A 17,378-nucleotide genomic window follows, 5' to 3' on the forward strand; every position below is an offset into this window, starting at 1 on the left:
GCGCTGCTGACAGTCGGTGCACCGTGTCCGGGATGTGGGATCGGCGGACCGGCTCTCCCCGGCGCCGACCGCCGGGTAGCTTCTCGCCTCATGGCGACAGTGCACGAACGATTCCCGGTGCCCCCCGAGGCGTTGTGGCAGGCCCTTCCCCACGGGGTCGACGCGGTCAAGGGGCAGGCCCCGTATTACGACGCGGCAGCGGGCTACGTCACCTTCTCGACCAAGCTCGGCTGGCTCAGCTACGGCCAGACCGTCACGGTGAAGGTCGAGCGGACGACGGAGGGTTCAGGCCTGGCGATCCAGACGAGCCTCAAGTTCGGCTTCGTCGACTGGGGTGAGGGCAAGCGCATCGCCCGCAACTTCATCGCGGCCGTCGGCGTCGCGGTCGGGCACACCCCGGCCGCCTGATGCCGGACCCGTGGCGGCCGAGGTGGGGTTTCCTGTTCCTGTACTTCCTCGTCTTCGGCATCCACGCGGTCTTCGCCGAGTGGGATGAGACGGCGGCCATCGGCGCACCGCTCGGTTTCGTGGCGACACTCGTGCTCGTGTTCGTCCCCGGCCTGCCGCGCTGGGTGCACGGCGACGAGCCGGGGGAGATCTCTTCGCCGAGGACCCGCCAGTGGTGGACGGCGCTGCGGTTCACGATCCGGCGCCGTGAAGGTGTCCTCGACGTCGTGTTCGGTCCCTGGGCGCTGGCCACCGCCACGCTCGATGCGGACGCCGGGACCGCGCGCGGGTGGGCCGTTCTCGACGGCCGCCCGGCGAAGTTCGTCATCGAGGACTGCGCGGACGAACTCGCCGGCTCGCTGCGCGGTCCGCGCCGGATGTGGGTCGTCGGCGACCCCGGCCACGGCGATGTGCTGGTGTGCGCCGACGGCGGCCGCGAGTTCACGACCGCCGCCTTCCGCTTCCGTTAACGCCAGCCGTCGGGGTCGACGCCGCCGGGGATGGGCGCGGCCGGGTCGAACGGCGTCCGCGAGAAGATGAACGTCGCGAGGTCGAGGTGGTTCGGCTTCCCCGCCGAGTCCCGCCCGACCCGCAGCGTTTCGCCCGCGTAGTAGGCGTCGAGGCCGACCCAGGTGTCTTCGCCGACCGGCGCGAACCGCGACGCGCGGCCGGGACCGTCGGCCGGCGCGAGGGAGAACAGGCCGCCGGGGAGCAGGCGCAGGTGGTACGGCGTCGGGCCCCAGTGCCACAGCCCGGTCAGCTCCAGCAGCTTCGGGTCCACAGTGGACGGTTGCCATTCCGCGGGCATGGACGGCTCGTGCTGTTCGGTCAGGTTCATCAGGTCGAGGCACAGCTGCGTGATGCCGACGCCCGCCGTCGAGTTCGTCAGCACCAGCGCGCCGATGCCCGCGTTCGCGTCGACCAGCGAGCAGGCGAGGAAGCCCGGCATCGATCCGGTGTGCCCGGCCAGCCGCCTGCCCTCGGTGCGGACCAGCATGACACCGAGGCCGAAGCCGGTGGTCCAGGCGTCGCCATCGTCCACGGTGACCATTTCGCGCATCTCCGCGACGGTCTGCTCACTCAGCACGCCGCCGGTGTTGCCGCCGAGGAACGCCGTCCAGCGGGCGAGGTCGGTGATCGTCGACCACAGCTGCCCGGCGGGCGCCATCGCGCCCGCGTCCGGCGACGGTTCCGGCATGAGGAGGTCGGCGAAGGGGTGCACGGCGAACCCGTTCGCGTGTGCGCCTTCGGGATGCGGCGAGGTCCGGTTCATGCCGAGCGGACCGAGGATCTCGGCGCGGATGACGTCGAGCCACGACTGCCCGCGGTGCCGGGCGACCAGCTCGCCGAGTACGCCGTAACCGACGTTGCTGTAGTGGAACTTGCTGCCCGGCCGCAGTCGTGTCGCGCCGTCCTTGAGGCTTTCGACGAGCGCGTCCCAGTCGGCGCCCACGGTGCGCTCCCACCAGGAACCGGGCGATTCCGCGGTCAGGCCCGAGGTGTGGGAGAGCAGTTGCGCGATGGTGGCCGAGCCGAACGCGGTGCCGGGAAGGTGCTGTTCGAGCGGGTCGTTGAGGTCGAGCTTGCCTTCGTCGCGCAGCCGCATGACGGCCGTCGCGACGAGGGTCTTGGTGATCGAGCCGAGGCGGTACTGCGTGTCGTCACCGGGTGTCTCGCCGTCGACGCGTCCGCGTCCTCCGGACCAGGCGATTTCGCCGTCGCGGACGACGGCGGCGACGATGGACGGGGCGCGGCACGAGGATTGCTCGTGCGCGAGGCGGCGTAGCAGCGCCAATTCGGTCGAGGCAAGCATGAGACGCATTCTGCCTACCCGAGCAGGCCCAGTCGCATAGCGGTGGTCACAGCGGCCGTGCGGTCCGAAACGTCCAGTTTGCCGAACGTCCGGAGCAGGTGGGTCTTGACCGTCGCTTCGCTGATGTGAAGCGTCCGGCCGATGTCGGCGTTCGTGTTCCCCCGCGCCACCAGCCGGAGCACCTCGATCTCGCGTGCCGACAACGGCGACGCCGTCGGATTGCGCACCCGGTTCACCAGCTTCCCTGCGACCGAAGGCGCCAAGACCGTCTCGCCGCGTGACGCCGCACGGATCGCGCCGGCCAGCTCCGCGCGCGAAGCGTCCTTCAGCAGGTACCCGGAAGCTCCCGCTTCGACCGCGCGCAGGATGTCCGCGTCCGTCTCGTAGGTGGTGAGCACGACGACTCGCTGACCCGGCCGGTCCGCGAGGATCTTCCGCGTCGCGCCGACGCCGTCGAGACCGGGCATCCGCAGATCCATCAGGATCACGTCCGGCTGCTTCACCCGGCTCAGCGCGACGGCCTCGTCGCCGGAGCCCGCTTCCCCGATGACGCTCAGGTCCGGCTCGGCCTCCAGCATGCCGCGCAGGCCTTCCCGCACCACGGGGTGATCGTCGACCAGCATGATCGTGATCACGCGGGCACCTCCAGTTCCAGCGTCGTCCCCGCACCGGGTTCGCTCGCACACGTCACGATGCCACCGACCTGCTCCGCCCGCGCCCGCATCCCCGCCAGACCGAAGCCGCTTGTGGGCTCGGCGGGATCGAATCCGGCGCCGTCGTCGGTCACGCGGAGCCGCGCTCGTCCGTCCACAACGGACAGACGGAGCGATACCACGGCCGCGCTCGAATGCTTGCGGACGTTGCTCAGTGCCTCCTGCGCCCCTCGTAGCAGGACGACCTCGGTGGCCATCGGGAGCGCGGGCAGCGGGCCGCCGACCTCGATCGACGCCTCGATCCCGGTCTCCTCGGTCAGCCGTTCGACCAGCCTGCGTAAGGACTCCTCCAGTGAAGCGGCGGCGAGCGCCGACGGCATCCGCGCCGCCACCATCGCCCGCGCCTCGGCCAGGTTCTCCCGTGCCGTCCGTGCCGCGAGATCCAGATGACGGCGGGCCGCCTTCGGATCGGTGTCCATTTCGGACTCGATGGCCTGGGTGAGCGTGACGATACTGGTGAAGCCCTGCGCGAGCGTGTCATGGATCTCGCGGGCCATGCGCTCGCGTTCGGCGGCCATGCCCGCCTCGCGGGAAAGGCGCGAAACCTCCGCCTGGCTGGCTTCCAGCTGTTCGATCAAGGCGGCCCGGCCTTTGCTCTGCGCGATAATCTGCGTGATGTAGCGGCCTGCCAGGAGGTTGAAGATGATCAGGATCGCCGTCATCGGCACCAGGATGCGCAGCGCGGGCTGGTCGAGGCCGCCCTGGGCGATCGAAGACAACGGCTCCAGCAGCACCGCGACCGTGGTGAGGATCGACGCCGTCTTCGTCGGCAACGTCATGTAGAGCACGGGGCAGGCGAAGAACAGGATGAAACTCGACGTGGCGGTGGCGAACGTGGCGGCCGTCACCAAGACCATCAGGACCCCGGCGAACAACCAAGGGCTCTTCTCGTAGTCCGGGCCTTTGATGAGGCCGCGTCCCCGGACCAGGTAGGTGACACCGACACCGGCCAGGCACAGGATCGCGACCGTCTTGTCGGCGGTGTTGTCGTCCCCGATGAGAACCAGCGCCGTCGTCGCGGCGAAGGTGAGCCCGAAGAGGACCTCCCAGAGCCAGAAGAGCCGCTCCCAGGCGTTCACTTGCCTTCGTTCGACCAACGGAACGTCAGCTTCGCCAGCAGCAGCCCCGCGACGCACCACGCCGTCAGCACCAAGGCCACCATCGGAAGTTCCCATGTCCCCGCCATCTCCTGTGCCGCCGCTTCGGCCGGCAGGAACACCGAGCGGAAGCCCTGGCAGATCCACTTCACCGGGAAGAACGAAGCGATGTCGACCATAACCTTCGGCAGGTTGGTGATCGGCGTGACGAACACCCCGGAGATGAACTGCAGCGAGATGTAGATCAGGTTGGTCACCGCGACCGCGCCGCTGACCGTCTTGGTCACCGAACTGAGCGCGATGCCCAGGAGCGTGCAGCTGGTGATGCCGAGCACGAAGACCCACAGCGCGGTCAGCAGCTTCGCCGGGTCCGTCGGCAGCTCCAGATCGAACAGGAGGCTGCCGACGATCGACATCAGCACCACCTGGGCGATGCTCGTGAAGCCGACCAGGATGATCTTGCCGATGAAGTAGGAAGCGGCGGGCATCGGCGTGCCCCGCAGCCGTTTCAGCGCGCCGAGCTCGCGATCGGACGCGAGGTTGATGCCGATGCTGTTGAACGACGTCGAGACGATGCCGGAGCCGATCATGCCCGCGGCCAGCACCTGCCCGGTGGTGATCGCCATGCCGGGCATCGACGAGTTCAGCATCGAGCCGAGCAGGATCATCAGCAAAGACGGGAAGGCGAAGGTGAAGATCACCTGCTCCCGGATGCGGAAGAACTGCTTGAGTTCCGCGGCGCCCCGGACGAGGCCGAGCGAGAAGGTGCCCGGGAGGGCCAGCGTGCTCATCGGGCTTCTCCGATCAGGTCGAGGTAGGTCTCTTCGAGGGTGGGCCGGTGGACGGTCAGCTCCGACGGCTCGCGGCCGTCGGCGGAGAGCTCGCGGATCAGCTTGGCCGGGAAATGGGTGCGCTCCTGATGGCCGCCCCGCTCGTCCGTCCAGCGGACGGTGGCCTCCGCGGTGGAGCGGCCGCCGAGCGTCTGCGGCGTCCCCTCGGCGACGATCTGCCCGCGCGTGATGACCGCGACGCGATCGGCCAGCGCCTCGGCCTCGTCGAGATAGTGGGTGGTGAGCAGGATCGTGGTGCCTTCGTGGGCGAGACTCCTGATCAGCTCCCAGAACTGGCGCCGCGCCGCCGGATCGAACCCGGTCGTCGGCTCGTCGAGGAACACCAGCTCGGGCCGCCCGATGATCCCGAGCGCGACGTCCACACGCCGCCGTTGCCCGCCCGAAAGGCTCTTGACGCGGGCACCCGCCTTCTCGGTCAGGCCGACCTTCTCGATCACTTCTTCGGTGTCACGGGGATCGGGGTAGTAGCGGGCGAAGTGCCGGACGGTCTCGGCGACGGTGAGCTCGGCGGCGTCGTTGGCCGTCTGCAACACGATCCCCAGCCTCGCCCGCCAAGCCCGGCCGGCCGTGCCGGGATCCTCACCGAGCACGTCGACGTCGCCCGACGTCCGCCTGCGGTGGCCCTCCAGGATCTCGACCGTCGTCGTCTTGCCCGCGCCGTTGGGGCCGAGCAGGGCGAACACCTCACCCTGTTCGATGTCGAGGTCGATCCCCCCGACGGCCGTGTGGCCCGGGTACTCCTTGCGCAGGCCACGCACTCTCACTGCCGTTTTCATACGTCGATCGTGCTGTGCGGGGCAGGGTCCGCGGGACGTCCGCAGGACTGAACCCGGTTGTCAACCGAACGATGGACACCGGTGTCACCCCCTTCTTCGCAATTAGTCACCTACTTGCGTTGCGTTGGCTTGCCTGGAGTGCGGTCTTGACGCGAGCGACCATGCCCTTCGGATCGCCGTAGAGCTCCTCTTTCGTGATCACGACGAACCTCCAGCCGTCGGCTTCCATGAGTGCCCGTCGTTCGGCGTCGAAGAGGGGTTGCTCCCCTTCGAGATGCCAAGCGCCGTCGTACTCGATGGCGAGTTTCGCCTTCCGGATCGCGAGGTCGAGCCGCCCGAGAAACCGTCGATCGCGGTACACCTCCACCTGGGGTTCCGCCTCGATGTCGTGAATCCACAGCCAGACCCGGACCTCGGATTCGGGGATGGATTCGGCTCTCGCGTCGGAAAGCGCCAGCGCTTTCCGTGCCCTGACGATGCCGTGGTCATGACGGTGCTCGAAGTAGTTTTCGAGCTGCTCGCGTTCGACGAACCCGGCATGAAGCAGCGCGTCGACCAGACCGACCACCCGGGGGAACGAGCGATGGAGCCGGGTGTTGGCCAAGATGTCCATGGTCATGCGCAGCGGACTCGCGATGAGGCCGTCTCGCCAAGGCTCGAAATCTCCGCCGATCAACCTGGATCGTTTCAAGTGCATCCCACGCTGGAAATGGAACCCTTCCTCCTCGGGTATGACGAACTCGACCGGATCGCTGTCGAGGGCGAACGGAAAACCGCGCACCGTCGCGGCCGAACAACCGGTCAGTACCGCGCCGGCGGGTGCGGCGAGGATCGCCGCCTTGCACCGGAGCACATGATCCTGCGGGATCCGGATCGGAACGTAGACGTTCTGGAACAGCCGGTTGTAGGGCCCCGATCGGAGCTGTGAGCGGGTGAGGTCACCTTCGCTGATGGCGCGGCTGCCAAGGAAGGGACCACTGAAGTCGGCGACCTCCGCGTAGTGGCTTCTGGACATGATCCGACGATGACATCCGCGTCCGGAGACGAGGCCGTTTCAAGATCAACTCCGACTCACTTGTCCACACCGTTCCTCGCCTGGGGACAACTCGCTTCACCCGCGCAAGTAGGTGACTAATTGCGGTGGGTGGGACCTAGCAGTGTGCGGACGGAGGTTTCGAGGGAGGGCAGGAGGGCGGCCGGATCGGCGGAGGTGAGCATTCGGTTCGCGAAGCCGTCCGAGAGGGCGAGTACGGCGTCGGCCAGGTCGCTCGCCGTGAGGTCGTCGCGGACATGGCCTGCCGATTGGGCTTTCGAGATGTACTCCGTCGTGATCTCCGCCAACTCGTCGTAGCCGGTGCGGATGAATTCGGCCCATGACGGCCGGACGGCGGCGCGGGCGGTGAAGGCGTTGATGACGATCACCTCCGCGCGGCGCTGTTCGTCGAGCGGCATCGCCTCGACGAGGAGGCGCAGCAGCAGGTCCAACAGGTTCCCGGACTGATCGAGGGTTTTCCAGCGCTGCTCCAGGAACTCGCTGGTCATGTCGAGGGCGAAGCGGAACAGATCTTCCTTGGTGGAGAAGTACTTCTGCACCGCGCCCGCGGACACCCCGGCTTCGACGGCGACAGAGCGCACGCTCACGGCCTCGACGCCTTCGCGCGCGACGATGCGCAGAAGGGCTCCGGCGATCTCGCGGCGGCGTTCGGCGCGGTCGACGATCTTCGGCACGGACGCATTCTCCTCTCCTGGGGCCGATTTGCCCTTCGTGACCCCGGGCCAGACGTTGCGAAAGCCACTTTCGCAACGTTGGAGGTTGCGAAAGTGGCTTTCGCAACCTGTCGGCGAAGGTCGGCCGTTGGGATGCCTTGCCCGGCCGACCCTCTTTAGAATACATTCGTATCCGAAAAGGGGGTACTGGGGTGGACGAAGTCGCATACAAGCGGCGGGCGGAGGAGAACCAGCTCGCCGCCGCGCTGACCAAAGGGCCGGCGGAGGTCCTCGATTTCCTGCTGCCGTTGTGGGTGGGGAGTCAGCTCGGCGCGTCGGCCGCCGAGGTCGGGGCGCTGACCGCGCTGGAGACGCTGGTGTCGTTCGTGGTCCGGCCGATCGCGGGGTCGCTCGCGGATCGGTTCGATCGTGGCCGGGTCGCGGCCGTCGGTGCTGTCCTCTATGGACTGTCCTTTGTGGTATATGCGGTGACGCCCGGCATCGGAGTCGCTTATCTGGCCGCGGTTCTCGGTGGCGCGGGCGGGGCGCTGTTCTGGGTCGCGTTGCGGGCTCGGGTGGGGGAGGGGCTCGCGAGGGACGACGGCGCGTTCGGCAAGCTGTTCGCGGCCGAGGGCGGTGGCACGTGGATCGCGTTCGTGGTCGCGCTGACCGCGATCGCCTGGATCGACTACCGGGGTGTGTTCTGGCTCGGTGCGGCGGCCTGCGCGGTGGCCGCGGTGGTCTTGCTGAACGCGCCGTCCGCGCCGGTGCGCGAAGCGGGCGCGCCACGGCTTTTCCAGCTGGGTAAGAGGATGCGCCCGATGCTGGCGCTCGTCGCGCTGACCGCGATGGCCGAGGCCGGTGTCGCCCTGCTGCTCCTGATGCACCTGCAACGCGGGCATCAGCTACAGCTTGGCGAGATCGCCGCCGTGTTCATCCCGGGCTTCATCGTCTACAGCCTGCTGCCGGACTACTTGCACGGCTTCGTCCGCAAGGTCGGCCGGACCCGGGTGCTCGCCTTGGCGATGGTGGCGAGCGCGGTCTTCGCCGCCGGCTTGTCCTTCGCGCCGAGCCCGGCGGTGCTCGCGGTCATGTGGGTCCTGTCCGCGGCGGCGTTCGCGGCGGCCATTCCGGTGGAGCAGGCGGTGGTCGCCGAGGCGGCCGGACTCAGCCTCGGCCGGGCGATGGGGATCTACGAGAGCGCGACGCTACTGGGAGCGACGGTCGGGACCTTCGTGGCGGGTCAGCTTTACGGCTCGGACGCCGGATGGCGCGTCGTCTGCTTCGGCGCGGCGGCGCTCCTGCTCTTCGGATCGTTCGTGGTTCGTGGCGCCGTACGGCGTGTCGGAGTTGCGGAGTTTCCCGTGGAACCACGAAAAACGGTGTCACAAAAGGAAAAGCCGGTCACCCGCACGGCCGCGGAGAGTCCGCAAGCGGCCGAATCGGTGACGGAGGAGGCGAACAAGCGCTCGAATCCGCTCCGCAACTGGATGGTCCATGTCGCGGTGTACGTCGTCGCGCAGGCGGCGCTGGCGTTCGCCGGATACAGCTGGCCCGTCGAAGGTTTGTTCGGCGGGCCTCACGCGGCCGACTGGTTCTGGAACTCCAGTGGTCACTGGCTGCTGAACATCGGCCGGATCTGGACCTTCGTCCTGGTGATCGACACCGTGTGGACGATCGGCCGCGCGGTGCTGAAGAAGCGGCCTTATTGACATGTTGTCTAACATGACACTATGTCTCATACGTGGGTGACGGCCAGCGACGGTGTCCGCCTCTCGGTCCGGGTGACCGGTGTCGACGACGCGCCCACGGTGGTGCTCGTCCACGGTTACCCGGACAACGGCTCCATGTGGGACGGCGTCGCCGCTCTGCTCGAGCGCCGCTATCGGGTCGTCGTCTACGACGTCCGTGGCGCCGGTCGCTCGGACAAGCCTTCGGGACGAGCGTCCTACAAGTTGGACCAACTGTCCGATGACCTCGCTTCGGTCATCGACGAGGTCCGGCCCGAGGGCAAGGTCCATCTGCTCGCGCACGACTGGGGATCCATCCAGACCTGGCATTCGGTCACCGGCGAAAAGCTGCGCGGACGGCTCGCGTCGTTCACGTCGATCTCCGGGCCGAGCCTCGATCACGCGGGAGCGTGGTTCCGCGCTCAGCTGCGCCCGAGTCCGAAGCGGCTCAAGAACGCGCTCGCGCAGGGAGTGCACTCGACGTACATCCTCGGTTTCCAGCTCCCGCTGATCCCGCAGCTGCTGTGGCGCACCGGCGCGATGGGCGCGCTCATCGGCCGGATGGATCCGGCCGCCGCCGCGCCGTCCACTTCGGACGGCCTGTACGGGCTCAACCTCTACCGCGCCAACATGTTCACCCGCCTCTCCCGGCCGCGGCCGCGTAACGCCGAGATCCCGGTGCAGGTGCTCGCGCCCACCGGCGACAAATTCGTCACCACGCCGTTGCAGACCGAGATCGAGCGCTGGGCGCCGGATCTGCGGGTGCGCCGGATCGTCGGCACGCACTGGGTGGTCCGCGAGAAGCCCCAGGTGATCGCCGACGCCACCGCCGAGCTGATCGACCACGCCGAAGGCGGTGAGGAGAGCCGCGCGCTCAAACAGGCCAGGACGAAAGGCTTCGCGCACAAGCTCGTCGTGGTCACCGGCGCCGGCAGCGGGATCGGCCGCGCGACGGCGCTCGCGTTCGCGGACAAGGGCGCCGACCTGGTGATCACCGACATCAACGGCTCGGCCGCGGCGGACACCGCGAAACTCCTGCGGGACAAGGGCGCCACCGTCGGCGAGTACACAGTGGACTCTTCCGACGCCGAGGCGGTCGAGAAGTTCGCCCAGCAGGTCAAGGAGGAGTTCGGGGTTCCGGACATCGTCGTGAACAACGCGGGGATCGGGCTGTCCGGACCGTTCCTCGACACGACGGTCAAGGACTGGGAACGCCTCATCGACGTGAACCTGTGGGGCGTCATCCACGGCTGCCGCGTCTTCGCCGAGCAGATGCGCGAGCGGGCCGAAGGCGGCCAGATCGTCAACGTCGCCTCGGCCGCCGCCTACCTGCCGTCGAAGATCCTTTCCGCCTACGCCACCACGAAATCCGCCGTGCTGACGTTGAGCGTGTGCCTGCGGGCGGAACTCGCCGCCGAGAACATCGGTGTCACCGCGATCTGCCCCGGCATCGTGAACACCAACATCACCAGCACCACCCGGTTCGTCGGCGTCGACGACGTCGAGCAGAAGCGGCGCCAGAAGTCGAGCAGCAAGCTGTACGCGAAACGCGGTTTCGGCCCGGAGAAGGTCGCGCGCGACATCCTGCGCGCCGTCGAGAAGGACAAGGCGATCCAGCCGTCGACGCCGGAGGCCAAGGCCGCGCTCGTCCTCTCCCGGCTCACTCCCGGCCTGCTGCGGGCCGCGGCGAAACTGGACGTCACCCCGTGACCTCTGCCAGACGTCCTCGCCGGATGTCGGCGGAAGCACGCCGCGAGGACCTGATCCGCGCCGCACTGGACCTGTTCGGTTCGCGCGCGCCCGAACTCGTCACGGTCGACGACATCATCGCCCGCGCCGAGGTTTCGCGGCCGCTGTTCTACCGGTACTTCTCGAGCTTGCGGGAACTGCAGGTCGAGGCACTGAAAACGGTCACCGTAGGGCTTATCGACGGCCTTGCCGGACTCGAGGAAGGCCCGCCCGAAACGCGGCTGCGGGCCGCCGTCCGCGGGCTGATCGACGTCGCCGACCACTACCGCGCGGGCTACGTCGCCCTGTTGCGCAGCGGTTCGGTGATCGCGACCTCGGAGACGGACGCGGCGATCGACGAGGTCCGCAACCGTGCCGTCGAGCTCATCCTCGACGCGCTGGGAGTGTCGGAGCCGTCGCCTATGCTCCTGCTGACCTTGCGCTGCTGGACCGCGGTGGTGGAGGGCTCGCTGCTGAGCTGGCTGCAGGAGCGGGCCGTGCCGCGCGAGGTGCTCGACGGCTGGCTGGTCGATCAGCTGACGGCCATGCTGTCGGCGACCGCGGCCCACGATTCTTCGGTCCCGCAGATGCAATGAAGGGGCCTTTCATAGCGAATTTTGCTATGAAAGGCCCCTTCATTGCATGCGCGTCAGGCCTGCTTCGCGACCAGGTCCCAGCCTTCGACGTCCTCCGGCTTACGCGGCTCCGGGCCGACGTACTTCGCCGACGGGCGCACGAGGCGGCCGGTCTTCTTCTGCTCCAGGATGTGCGCGGCCCAGCCGGCGGTGCGGGCGGAGCTGAACATCGCGGGCATCATATGCGGCGGCACCTGGGCGAAGTCCAGGATCACGGCCGCCCAGAACTCGACGTTGGTCTCGATCGGGTGATCCGGACGCCGCTCGCGCAGCTCCTTCAGCGCGACCTGCTCCAGCTCCGCGGCCGCCTCGTAGCGCGACGCGCCGAGCTCTTTGCAGGTGCGGCGCAGCACGCGTGCCCGCGGGTCCTCCGCGCGGTACACGCGGTGCCCGAAGCCCATCATGCGTTCCTTGCGGTCCAGGATGCCCTTGACCAGGCCGGCCGCGTCGCCGGTCTTCTCGACCTCTTCGATCATCGGCAGCACCCGGGCCGGCGCGCCGCCGTGCAGCGGGCCGGACATGGCGCCGATCGCGCCGGACAGCGCCGCGGCGACGTCGGCGCCGGTCGAGGCGATGACCCTGGCGGTGAAGGTCGAGGCGTTGAGGCCGTGCTCGGCGGCGGAGACCCAGTAGGCGTCGATGGCCTTGACGTGGGCCGGGTCGGGCTCCCCGCGCCAGCGGACCATGAAGCGCTCGGTGATCGATTTCGCCTCGTCGACCCGGGTCTGCGGGACGGCGGGCTGCCCGATGCCGCGCGCGGACTGGGCGACGTACGAAAGCGCCATCACCGAGGCACGGGCCAGCTGGTCGCGCGCCTCGTCGTCGGTGATGTCGAGCAGCGGCCGGTACCCCCAGATCGGGGCGAGCATGGCCAGCGCGGCCTGGACGTCGACCCGGACGTCGCCGGTGTGCACCGGCAGCGGGAACGGCTCGGCGGGCGGTAGCCCGTGGCCGAACCGGCTGTCGACGAGAAGTCCCCAGACGTCACCGAAGGTCACCTTGCCGGCGAGGTCCTCGATGTCGACGCCGCGATAGCGCAGCGCGCCACCGTCACGGTCGGGCTCGGCGATTTCGGTCTTGAAGGCGACCACGCCCTCGAGACCCGGTCGGAAACCGTCGTCGACCTTCTCCGACGGCTGATTGGTGCTGATCGTGGAGGCACTCACTGTGGTGAAACCTTTCGATGCGCATTCCCCGGCTTTGTGTTCACGCGTGGACGGGATACACGCAGCGTAGGCGCGCCTCATCGCACGGATGGACAAACTTTGCTCCACGTCGGGGCCTGGGGCAATCGAAAGATGTGGTGCTTTCGGTCACGATTACGAGAACGATTCAGTGAAAACGCGCCTCGTACGCGAAGAGTTACGGTGCCGTTCACTTTGCGTGTACCGGCCGCCGAGGTAAATCCTGTGTTTCGAGAACCGGCGGGGACCGGTTTCCGGTGATAGACCTTTTCCATGCACCTGAGCCCCCAGGAGCGGGACAAACTGCTCATCCACGTCGCGGCGGACGTAGCGCGCAAACGCCTGGAACGCGGGGTTTCGCTGAACTACCCCGAGGCGGTCGCGCTGATCACCGACCACGTGCTCGAAGGCGCCCGCGACGGCCGGACGGTGAGTGAACTCGTCGCGAGCGGGCGTTCGGTGCTCTCGCGGGCGCAGGTACTGGACGGAGTGCCGGAAATGGTCGATTCCGTCCAGGTCGAAGCCACTTTCCCGGACGGAACGAAGCTCGTCACGGTGCACGACCCGATCGTTTAGAAGGGGGACGGGTGCGACCAGGAGAGATCATCACCGGGGACGAACCGGTCGAGCTGAACCCGGGCAGGCCGCGGGTCCGGCTGCTCGTGCGGAACCTCGGCGACCGGCCCGTCCAGGTCGGTTCGCACTACCATTTCGCGTCGGTCAATCCAGGGCTCGAATTCGATCGCGAAGCCGCGCGAGGACATCGTCTCGACGTGCCCGCGGGAACGTCCGTGCGGTTCGAGCCGGGCGTCGAACGCGAAGTCGACCTCGTCCCGCTGGCCGGGAACCGTGTGGTGCCCGGATTGCGCGAGGAGTCCTGATGCCGTCGATCGATCGCGAGCGGTACGCCGAACTGTTCGGCCCGACGACCGGGGACAGGATCCGTCTCGCGGACACCGACCTGCTGATCGAAGTCACCGAAGACCGCAGCATGGGCCCGTCCGGCAGCGGCGACGAGGTGTTGTTCGGCGGCGGCAAGGTGATCCGCGAATCCATGGGCCAGGGAATGGCGACCCGGGCCGAAGGCGCGCCCGATCTGGTCATCACCGGCGCGGTGATCCTGGACCACTGGGGGATCGTCAAGGCCGACGTCGGCGTCCGCGACGGCCGGATCGTCGGCATCGGCAAGGCGGGCAACCCGGACACGATGGACGGCGTCGATCCGGCGCTGGTCGTCGGCCCGTCGACGGAAGTGCTGTCCGGCAACGGGAAGATCCTCACCGCGGGCGGCATCGACTGCCACGTCCATTTCATCTGCCCGCAGCTGACCGAGACCGCCCTGGCGTCCGGGCTCACCACCCTGGTCGGCGGCGGCACCGGCCCGGTCGAAGGCAGCAAGGCCACCACCGTCACGCCCGGCGCGTGGAACCTCGGCCGGATGCTGCAGGCGATGGACGGCCAGCCGGTCAATGTCCTGTTGCTGGGCAAGGGGAACACCGTCCGGCACGAGGCGCTGCGCGAACAGCTCGCCGCCGGCGCGGGCGGGTTCAAACTCCACGAGGACTGGGGCAGCACCCCGGCCGCGATCGACGCCTGCCTCACCGTCGCCGACGAATCCGGGGTCCAGGTGGCGATCCACACCGACACCCTGAACGAAGCAGGCTTCCTGGAGTCCACAGTGGACGCCATCCGGGGACGCTCGATCAACGCGTACCACACCGAAGGCGCGGGCGGCGGGCACGCGCCGGACATCATCCAGGTCGCCGGACTGCCCAACATCCTGCCGTCGTCGACGAATCCGACGCGCCCGCACACCGCGAACACCCTCGACGAGCACCTCGACATGCTCGTCGTCTGCCACCACCTGAACCCGTCCGTGCCCGAGGACCTGGCGTTCGCCGAAAGCCGGATCCGGCCGACGACCATCGCGGCCGAAGACGTCCTGCACGACCTCGGCGCGATCTCCATGATGAGCTCGGATTCGCAGGCGATGGGCCGCATCGGCGAGGTGATCATCCGGACGTGGCAGACCGCGCACGTGATGAAACGGCGGCGCGGCGCCCTGCCCGGCGACGGCGCGGCCGACAACCTGCGGGCTCGTCGCTATGTCGCCAAATACACGATCAACCCCGCGATCGCGCACGGTATGGAGCGTGAGATCGGCTCGGTGGAGATCGGGAAACTCGCGGATCTCGTGCTGTGGGAGCCGAAGTTCTTCGGCGTCCGGCCGCATGTCGTGCTGAAGGGTGGTTTCCCGGCGTGGGCCGCGATGGGTGACGCCAACGCGTCCATCCCGACGCCGCAGCCCGTGCTGGCGCGGCCGATGTTCGGCGCGGCCCCGGTGGTGGCGGCCGCGAGCAGTTTCCATTTCGTGGCGCCGGAAGCATGGGAGAGCGGGGTGGCGGAACGCTTCGGTATCACGCGGGAACTCGTGCCGATCTCGAACACCCGCTCCCGCGGCAAGGCCGACATGGTGCTGAACGACGCGACACCGGACATCCGGGTCGAGCCGGACAGTTTCGCCGTGCACGTGGACGGCGAGCTGATCGAGCCCCAGCCGGTGACGGAACTGCCCATGGCGCAAAGGTATTTCCTCTTTTGATGGACCTCGCCGCGCTCATCCTCGCCGACTCCCGGTTCCCCGGGGGTGGCCACGTCCATTCCGGCGGGCTCGAAGAGGCCGTCACCCGGAAGCTGATCACCCACGAACGCGACCTGCCGGGGTTCCTCTCTGGACGCTTGCGCACGGCGGGTTCGCTCGCCGCGGTGTTCGCCGCCGCGTCGGCGCACGCGGCGGCGCGGAACGTCCAGAGTGGACATTGGCAGCGGCTCGACGTCGAACTCGACGCCAGAACGCCGTCGCTCGCGCAGCGGGAAGCGTCCCGCGCGCAAGGACGCGGGACGGCGAGGGCGGGCAAGGCGGCGTGGCCGTCGCCGGTGCTTTCCCAGCTGTTGAAGGAAACCCCTCGGCCGCATCACCCGGTGGTGGCCGGTGCGCTGATCGGAGTGCCCTTCGACGCGGCGATGGCGGTGGCGTACCTCGCGATCAGCGGGCCGGCGAGCGCGGCCGTGCGGCTGCTCGGGCTGGACCCGTTCGCCGTCAACGCCGTCGTGGCCCGTCTCGCGAAGGAAGTCCGGGACGTCTCCCTGCGCGCGGCCGAGGTCGCGGGCGGCGATCCGGCCGATCTCCCGGCGCCGGGTTCTCCGGCGCTCGATCTGTTCGCCGAGGCACACGCCCGGCATCACCAGGAAGAGGTGCGTCTCTTTGCCAGTTGAGCATGGTCACGGACACGGTCACGTGCATCCCGTCAACTTCGACCCGACGGCGGCGGAACCCGACCACTACGAGCAGGCGCCGACCGCGGGCCGTGCGTACCGGATCGGGATCGGCGGGCCGGTGGGCAGCGGGAAGACCGCGCTCACCGCGGCGCTGTGCCGGGCGCTCGGCGACGAGGTGAACCTCGCCGTCGTCACCAACGACATCTACACCACCGAGGACGCCGACTTCCTGCGCAAGGCCGGCGTGCTCGACCCGGAGCGGATCGAGGCCGTGCAGACCGGCGCGTGCCCGCACACCGCGATCCGCGACGACATCACCGCGAACCTCGACGCCGTCGAGCGGCTGGAGGAGCGATTCCCCGGGCTGGACCTGGTGATCATCGAAAGCGGCGGCGACAACCTCACCGCGGTGTTCAGCCGCGGGCTCGCCGACAGCCAGGTCTTCGTGGTCGACGTCGCCGGTGGCGACAAGGTGCCGCGCAAGGGCGGGCCGGGTGTGACGACCGCGGATCTGCTGGTGATCAACAAGATCGACATCGCGCATCTGGTCGGCGCGGACATGGACGTGATGACCTCGGACGCGCACCGGATGCGGGGCGAGCTGCCGGTGATCACTCAGTCCCTTGTGGACACTCCGAACGCGCCGGCGGTGGCGGACTGGGTCCGTTCGCTGCTCCCGGTCCGCGCGGGGTGAAGGCGCATGCGCGGCTGACCGCCTGCTTCGAGGGCGGCCGGACCGTACTGCGTGAGCTGCGCTCGATGGCGCCGCTCACGCTCCTTCCCAAGCGGGGCACCGGTGTGACCGCGGTGGTGCACCTGGTCAACTCGGCGACCTCGCCGTTGGGCGGCGACGAGCTGAAGCTGACCATCCGCGTCGGAGCCGGTGCTTCGCTGCGGCTATCGGGAGTCGCGGCGACCATCGCGCTTCCGGGATTGCACGGGGAGGGAAGTTCGTCCCTTGTGGACGTTGTCGTGGATTCGGGTGGGTCGCTGGAGTACCTGCCGGAGCCGACCGTCGTGACCGCGCGGGCCCGGCACTCGGCGGTGTTCAAGGCATCACTGGCGGCCGATGCCTATCTGCACACGCGGGAGGTGCTCGTACTCGGCCGGGCCGGTGAGCGGCCCGGGTCTTTGGTGACCACCCAGCAGGTGACGCGAGGTGAAGTGCCGGTGCTGCGACAGACGCTGGAGATCGGGGACTCCACCTTGGACTCCAGTCTCGCGCACCTCGCCGAACGGCGCGTCCTGGCGACCGATCTGGTCGTCGGCGGCCCAGCTGTCCCGGCTGCTTCCGGTGAGTGGTGGTCGCGGACGCCTTTGGCCGCGGGCGGAACGCTCACGACTTCCTTGGCGCCGGACGCCGTGACCGCGCTCCGGGTGTTCGAATGTCCGTGAAGGCCTCCTTGAGGGACCCAGAG

Annotated in this window: 19 protein-coding genes; 11 read left to right on the forward strand and 8 right to left on the reverse strand. The window is 68.7% G+C overall.

Annotation, left to right across the window (positions count from 1 at the left end; translation table 11 throughout):
- Window positions 1-90: 90 nt before the first annotated feature.
- Window positions 91-408 carry a hypothetical protein gene (locus ACIHAO_RS29770; RefSeq protein ID WP_125791414.1) on the forward strand — a complete coding sequence of 106 codons (318 nt, stop codon included), beginning with the start codon at window positions 91-93 and terminating at the stop codon, window positions 406-408.
- Window positions 408-917: a hypothetical protein gene (locus ACIHAO_RS29775; protein ID WP_396563323.1), complete on the forward strand. Its 510-nt coding sequence runs from the start codon at window positions 408-410 to the stop codon at window positions 915-917. Before ACIHAO_RS29770 ends, ACIHAO_RS29775 begins: the two co-directional genes overlap by 1 nt.
- On the opposite strand, the gene ACIHAO_RS29780 is transcribed toward ACIHAO_RS29775, so the two are convergent.
- The 7 genes from ACIHAO_RS29780 to ACIHAO_RS29810 form a co-directional block, all read right to left on the reverse strand.
- Entirely contained in the window at window positions 914-2,260 is a 1,347-nt protein-coding gene (locus tag ACIHAO_RS29780) for a serine hydrolase domain-containing protein (RefSeq protein ID WP_396563325.1), read from the reverse strand. The two genes, ACIHAO_RS29775 and ACIHAO_RS29780, sit on opposite strands and share 4 nt — an antisense overlap.
- Before the next feature lie 14 nt (window positions 2,261-2,274).
- Window positions 2,275-2,895, reverse strand: a complete 621-nt coding sequence (locus ACIHAO_RS29785) for a response regulator (RefSeq protein ID WP_396563327.1) — start codon at window positions 2,893-2,895, stop codon at window positions 2,275-2,277.
- Window positions 2,892-4,052, reverse strand: a complete 1,161-nt coding sequence (locus ACIHAO_RS29790; RefSeq protein ID WP_396563329.1) for a sensor histidine kinase — start codon at window positions 4,050-4,052, stop codon at window positions 2,892-2,894. Before ACIHAO_RS29790 ends, ACIHAO_RS29785 begins: the two co-directional genes overlap by 4 nt.
- A complete protein-coding gene (locus ACIHAO_RS29795; protein WP_396563331.1) occupies window positions 4,049-4,861 on the reverse strand; it encodes an ABC transporter permease in 813 nt (270 codons plus the stop codon). The genes ACIHAO_RS29790 and ACIHAO_RS29795 overlap by 4 nt, the downstream gene beginning before the upstream one ends.
- Entirely contained in the window at window positions 4,858-5,697 is an 840-nt protein-coding gene (locus ACIHAO_RS29800; RefSeq protein ID WP_396563333.1) for an ABC transporter ATP-binding protein, read from the reverse strand. Before ACIHAO_RS29800 ends, ACIHAO_RS29795 begins: the two co-directional genes overlap by 4 nt.
- 106 nt (window positions 5,698-5,803) lie before the next feature.
- Window positions 5,804-6,712: an endonuclease domain-containing protein gene (locus tag ACIHAO_RS29805; RefSeq protein ID WP_396563335.1), complete on the reverse strand. Its 909-nt coding sequence runs from the start codon at window positions 6,710-6,712 to the stop codon at window positions 5,804-5,806.
- A gap of 116 nt (window positions 6,713-6,828) precedes the next feature.
- Window positions 6,829-7,425: a TetR/AcrR family transcriptional regulator gene (locus tag ACIHAO_RS29810; RefSeq protein ID WP_396563337.1), complete on the reverse strand. Its 597-nt coding sequence runs from the start codon at window positions 7,423-7,425 to the stop codon at window positions 6,829-6,831.
- Between the two features lie 191 nt (window positions 7,426-7,616).
- Between ACIHAO_RS29810 and ACIHAO_RS29815 the strand changes: the two genes are divergently transcribed.
- The 3 genes from ACIHAO_RS29815 to ACIHAO_RS29825 are packed head-to-tail and all read left to right on the forward strand — an operon-like array spanning window position 7,617 to window position 11,458.
- Window positions 7,617-9,116, forward strand: a complete 1,500-nt coding sequence (locus tag ACIHAO_RS29815; RefSeq protein ID WP_396563339.1) for an MFS transporter — start codon at window positions 7,617-7,619, stop codon at window positions 9,114-9,116.
- A gap of 36 nt (window positions 9,117-9,152) precedes the next feature.
- Complete coding sequence (locus ACIHAO_RS29820) at window positions 9,153-10,844, forward strand: SDR family oxidoreductase (RefSeq protein WP_396563441.1); 1,692 nt, start codon at window positions 9,153-9,155, stop codon at window positions 10,842-10,844.
- 23 nt (window positions 10,845-10,867) lie between these two features.
- Entirely contained in the window at window positions 10,868-11,458 is a 591-nt protein-coding gene (locus tag ACIHAO_RS29825; protein WP_396563341.1) for a TetR/AcrR family transcriptional regulator, read from the forward strand.
- Window positions 11,459-11,511: 53 nt separating this feature from the next.
- On the opposite strand, the gene ACIHAO_RS29830 is transcribed toward ACIHAO_RS29825, so the two are convergent.
- On the reverse strand, window positions 11,512-12,663 hold the full coding sequence (locus ACIHAO_RS29830; protein WP_396563343.1) for a citrate synthase 2: 1,152 nt from the start codon (window positions 12,661-12,663) through the stop codon (window positions 11,512-11,514).
- 291 nt (window positions 12,664-12,954) lie between these two features.
- Here ACIHAO_RS29830 and ACIHAO_RS29835 point away from each other — a divergent pair, with 291 nt between their 5' ends.
- Genes ACIHAO_RS29835 through ACIHAO_RS29860 form a run of 6 tightly spaced genes read left to right on the forward strand, consistent with a single transcriptional unit; the run spans window position 12,955 to window position 17,355 of the window.
- Window positions 12,955-13,257, forward strand: a complete 303-nt coding sequence (locus ACIHAO_RS29835) for an urease subunit gamma (RefSeq protein WP_125791427.1) — start codon at window positions 12,955-12,957, stop codon at window positions 13,255-13,257.
- Window positions 13,258-13,268: 11 nt separating this feature from the next.
- A complete protein-coding gene (locus ACIHAO_RS29840; RefSeq protein ID WP_396563346.1) occupies window positions 13,269-13,562 on the forward strand; it encodes an urease subunit beta in 294 nt (97 codons plus the stop codon).
- The gene (locus ACIHAO_RS29845) at window positions 13,562-15,283 is read left to right on the forward strand and encodes an urease subunit alpha (RefSeq protein WP_396563348.1); all 1,722 of its coding nucleotides are present in this window, start codon (window positions 13,562-13,564) and stop codon (window positions 15,281-15,283) included. Before ACIHAO_RS29840 ends, ACIHAO_RS29845 begins: the two co-directional genes overlap by 1 nt.
- Window positions 15,283-15,957 carry an urease accessory protein UreF gene (locus ACIHAO_RS29850; RefSeq protein ID WP_396563350.1) on the forward strand — a complete coding sequence of 225 codons (675 nt, stop codon included), beginning with the start codon at window positions 15,283-15,285 and terminating at the stop codon, window positions 15,955-15,957. Before ACIHAO_RS29845 ends, ACIHAO_RS29850 begins: the two co-directional genes overlap by 1 nt.
- The gene (ureG, locus tag ACIHAO_RS29855) at window positions 15,947-16,654 is read left to right on the forward strand and encodes an urease accessory protein UreG (protein WP_037317874.1); all 708 of its coding nucleotides are present in this window, start codon (window positions 15,947-15,949) and stop codon (window positions 16,652-16,654) included. The genes ACIHAO_RS29850 and ureG overlap by 11 nt, the downstream gene beginning before the upstream one ends.
- Window positions 16,651-17,355, forward strand: a complete 705-nt coding sequence (locus tag ACIHAO_RS29860) for an urease accessory protein UreD (RefSeq protein ID WP_396563353.1) — start codon at window positions 16,651-16,653, stop codon at window positions 17,353-17,355. The genes ureG and ACIHAO_RS29860 overlap by 4 nt, the downstream gene beginning before the upstream one ends.
- Window positions 17,356-17,378 lie beyond the last annotated feature (23 nt).

Origin of the sequence: Amycolatopsis sp. NPDC052450 (genome assembly GCF_044547565.1) — a bacterium.
GTDB lineage: Bacteria > Actinomycetota > Actinomycetes > Mycobacteriales > Pseudonocardiaceae > Amycolatopsis.

Excerpts from the sequence above, each read along its gene's own strand:
- ACIHAO_RS29770 (WP_125791414.1), top strand. The coding sequence starts at position 91 with ATGGCGACAGTGCACGAACGATTCCCGGTGCCCCCCGAGGCGTTGTGG.
- ACIHAO_RS29835 (WP_125791427.1), top strand. The coding sequence starts at position 12,955 with ATGCACCTGAGCCCCCAGGAGCGGGACAAACTGCTCATCCACGTCGCG.
- ACIHAO_RS29795 (WP_396563331.1), bottom strand. The coding sequence starts at position 4,861 with ATGAGCACGCTGGCCCTCCCGGGCACCTTCTCGCTCGGCCTCGTCCGG.
- ACIHAO_RS29805 (WP_396563335.1), bottom strand. The coding sequence starts at position 6,712 with ATGTCCAGAAGCCACTACGCGGAGGTCGCCGACTTCAGTGGTCCCTTC.
- ACIHAO_RS29845 (WP_396563348.1), top strand. The coding sequence starts at position 13,562 with ATGCCGTCGATCGATCGCGAGCGGTACGCCGAACTGTTCGGCCCGACG.
- ACIHAO_RS29825 (WP_396563341.1), top strand. The coding sequence starts at position 10,868 with ATGTCGGCGGAAGCACGCCGCGAGGACCTGATCCGCGCCGCACTGGAC.
- ACIHAO_RS29800 (WP_396563333.1), bottom strand. The coding sequence starts at position 5,697 with ATGAAAACGGCAGTGAGAGTGCGTGGCCTGCGCAAGGAGTACCCGGGC.
- ACIHAO_RS29775 (WP_396563323.1), top strand. The coding sequence starts at position 408 with ATGCCGGACCCGTGGCGGCCGAGGTGGGGTTTCCTGTTCCTGTACTTC.
- ACIHAO_RS29850 (WP_396563350.1), top strand. The coding sequence starts at position 15,283 with ATGGACCTCGCCGCGCTCATCCTCGCCGACTCCCGGTTCCCCGGGGGT.
- ACIHAO_RS29780 (WP_396563325.1), bottom strand. The coding sequence starts at position 2,260 with ATGCTTGCCTCGACCGAATTGGCGCTGCTACGCCGCCTCGCGCACGAG.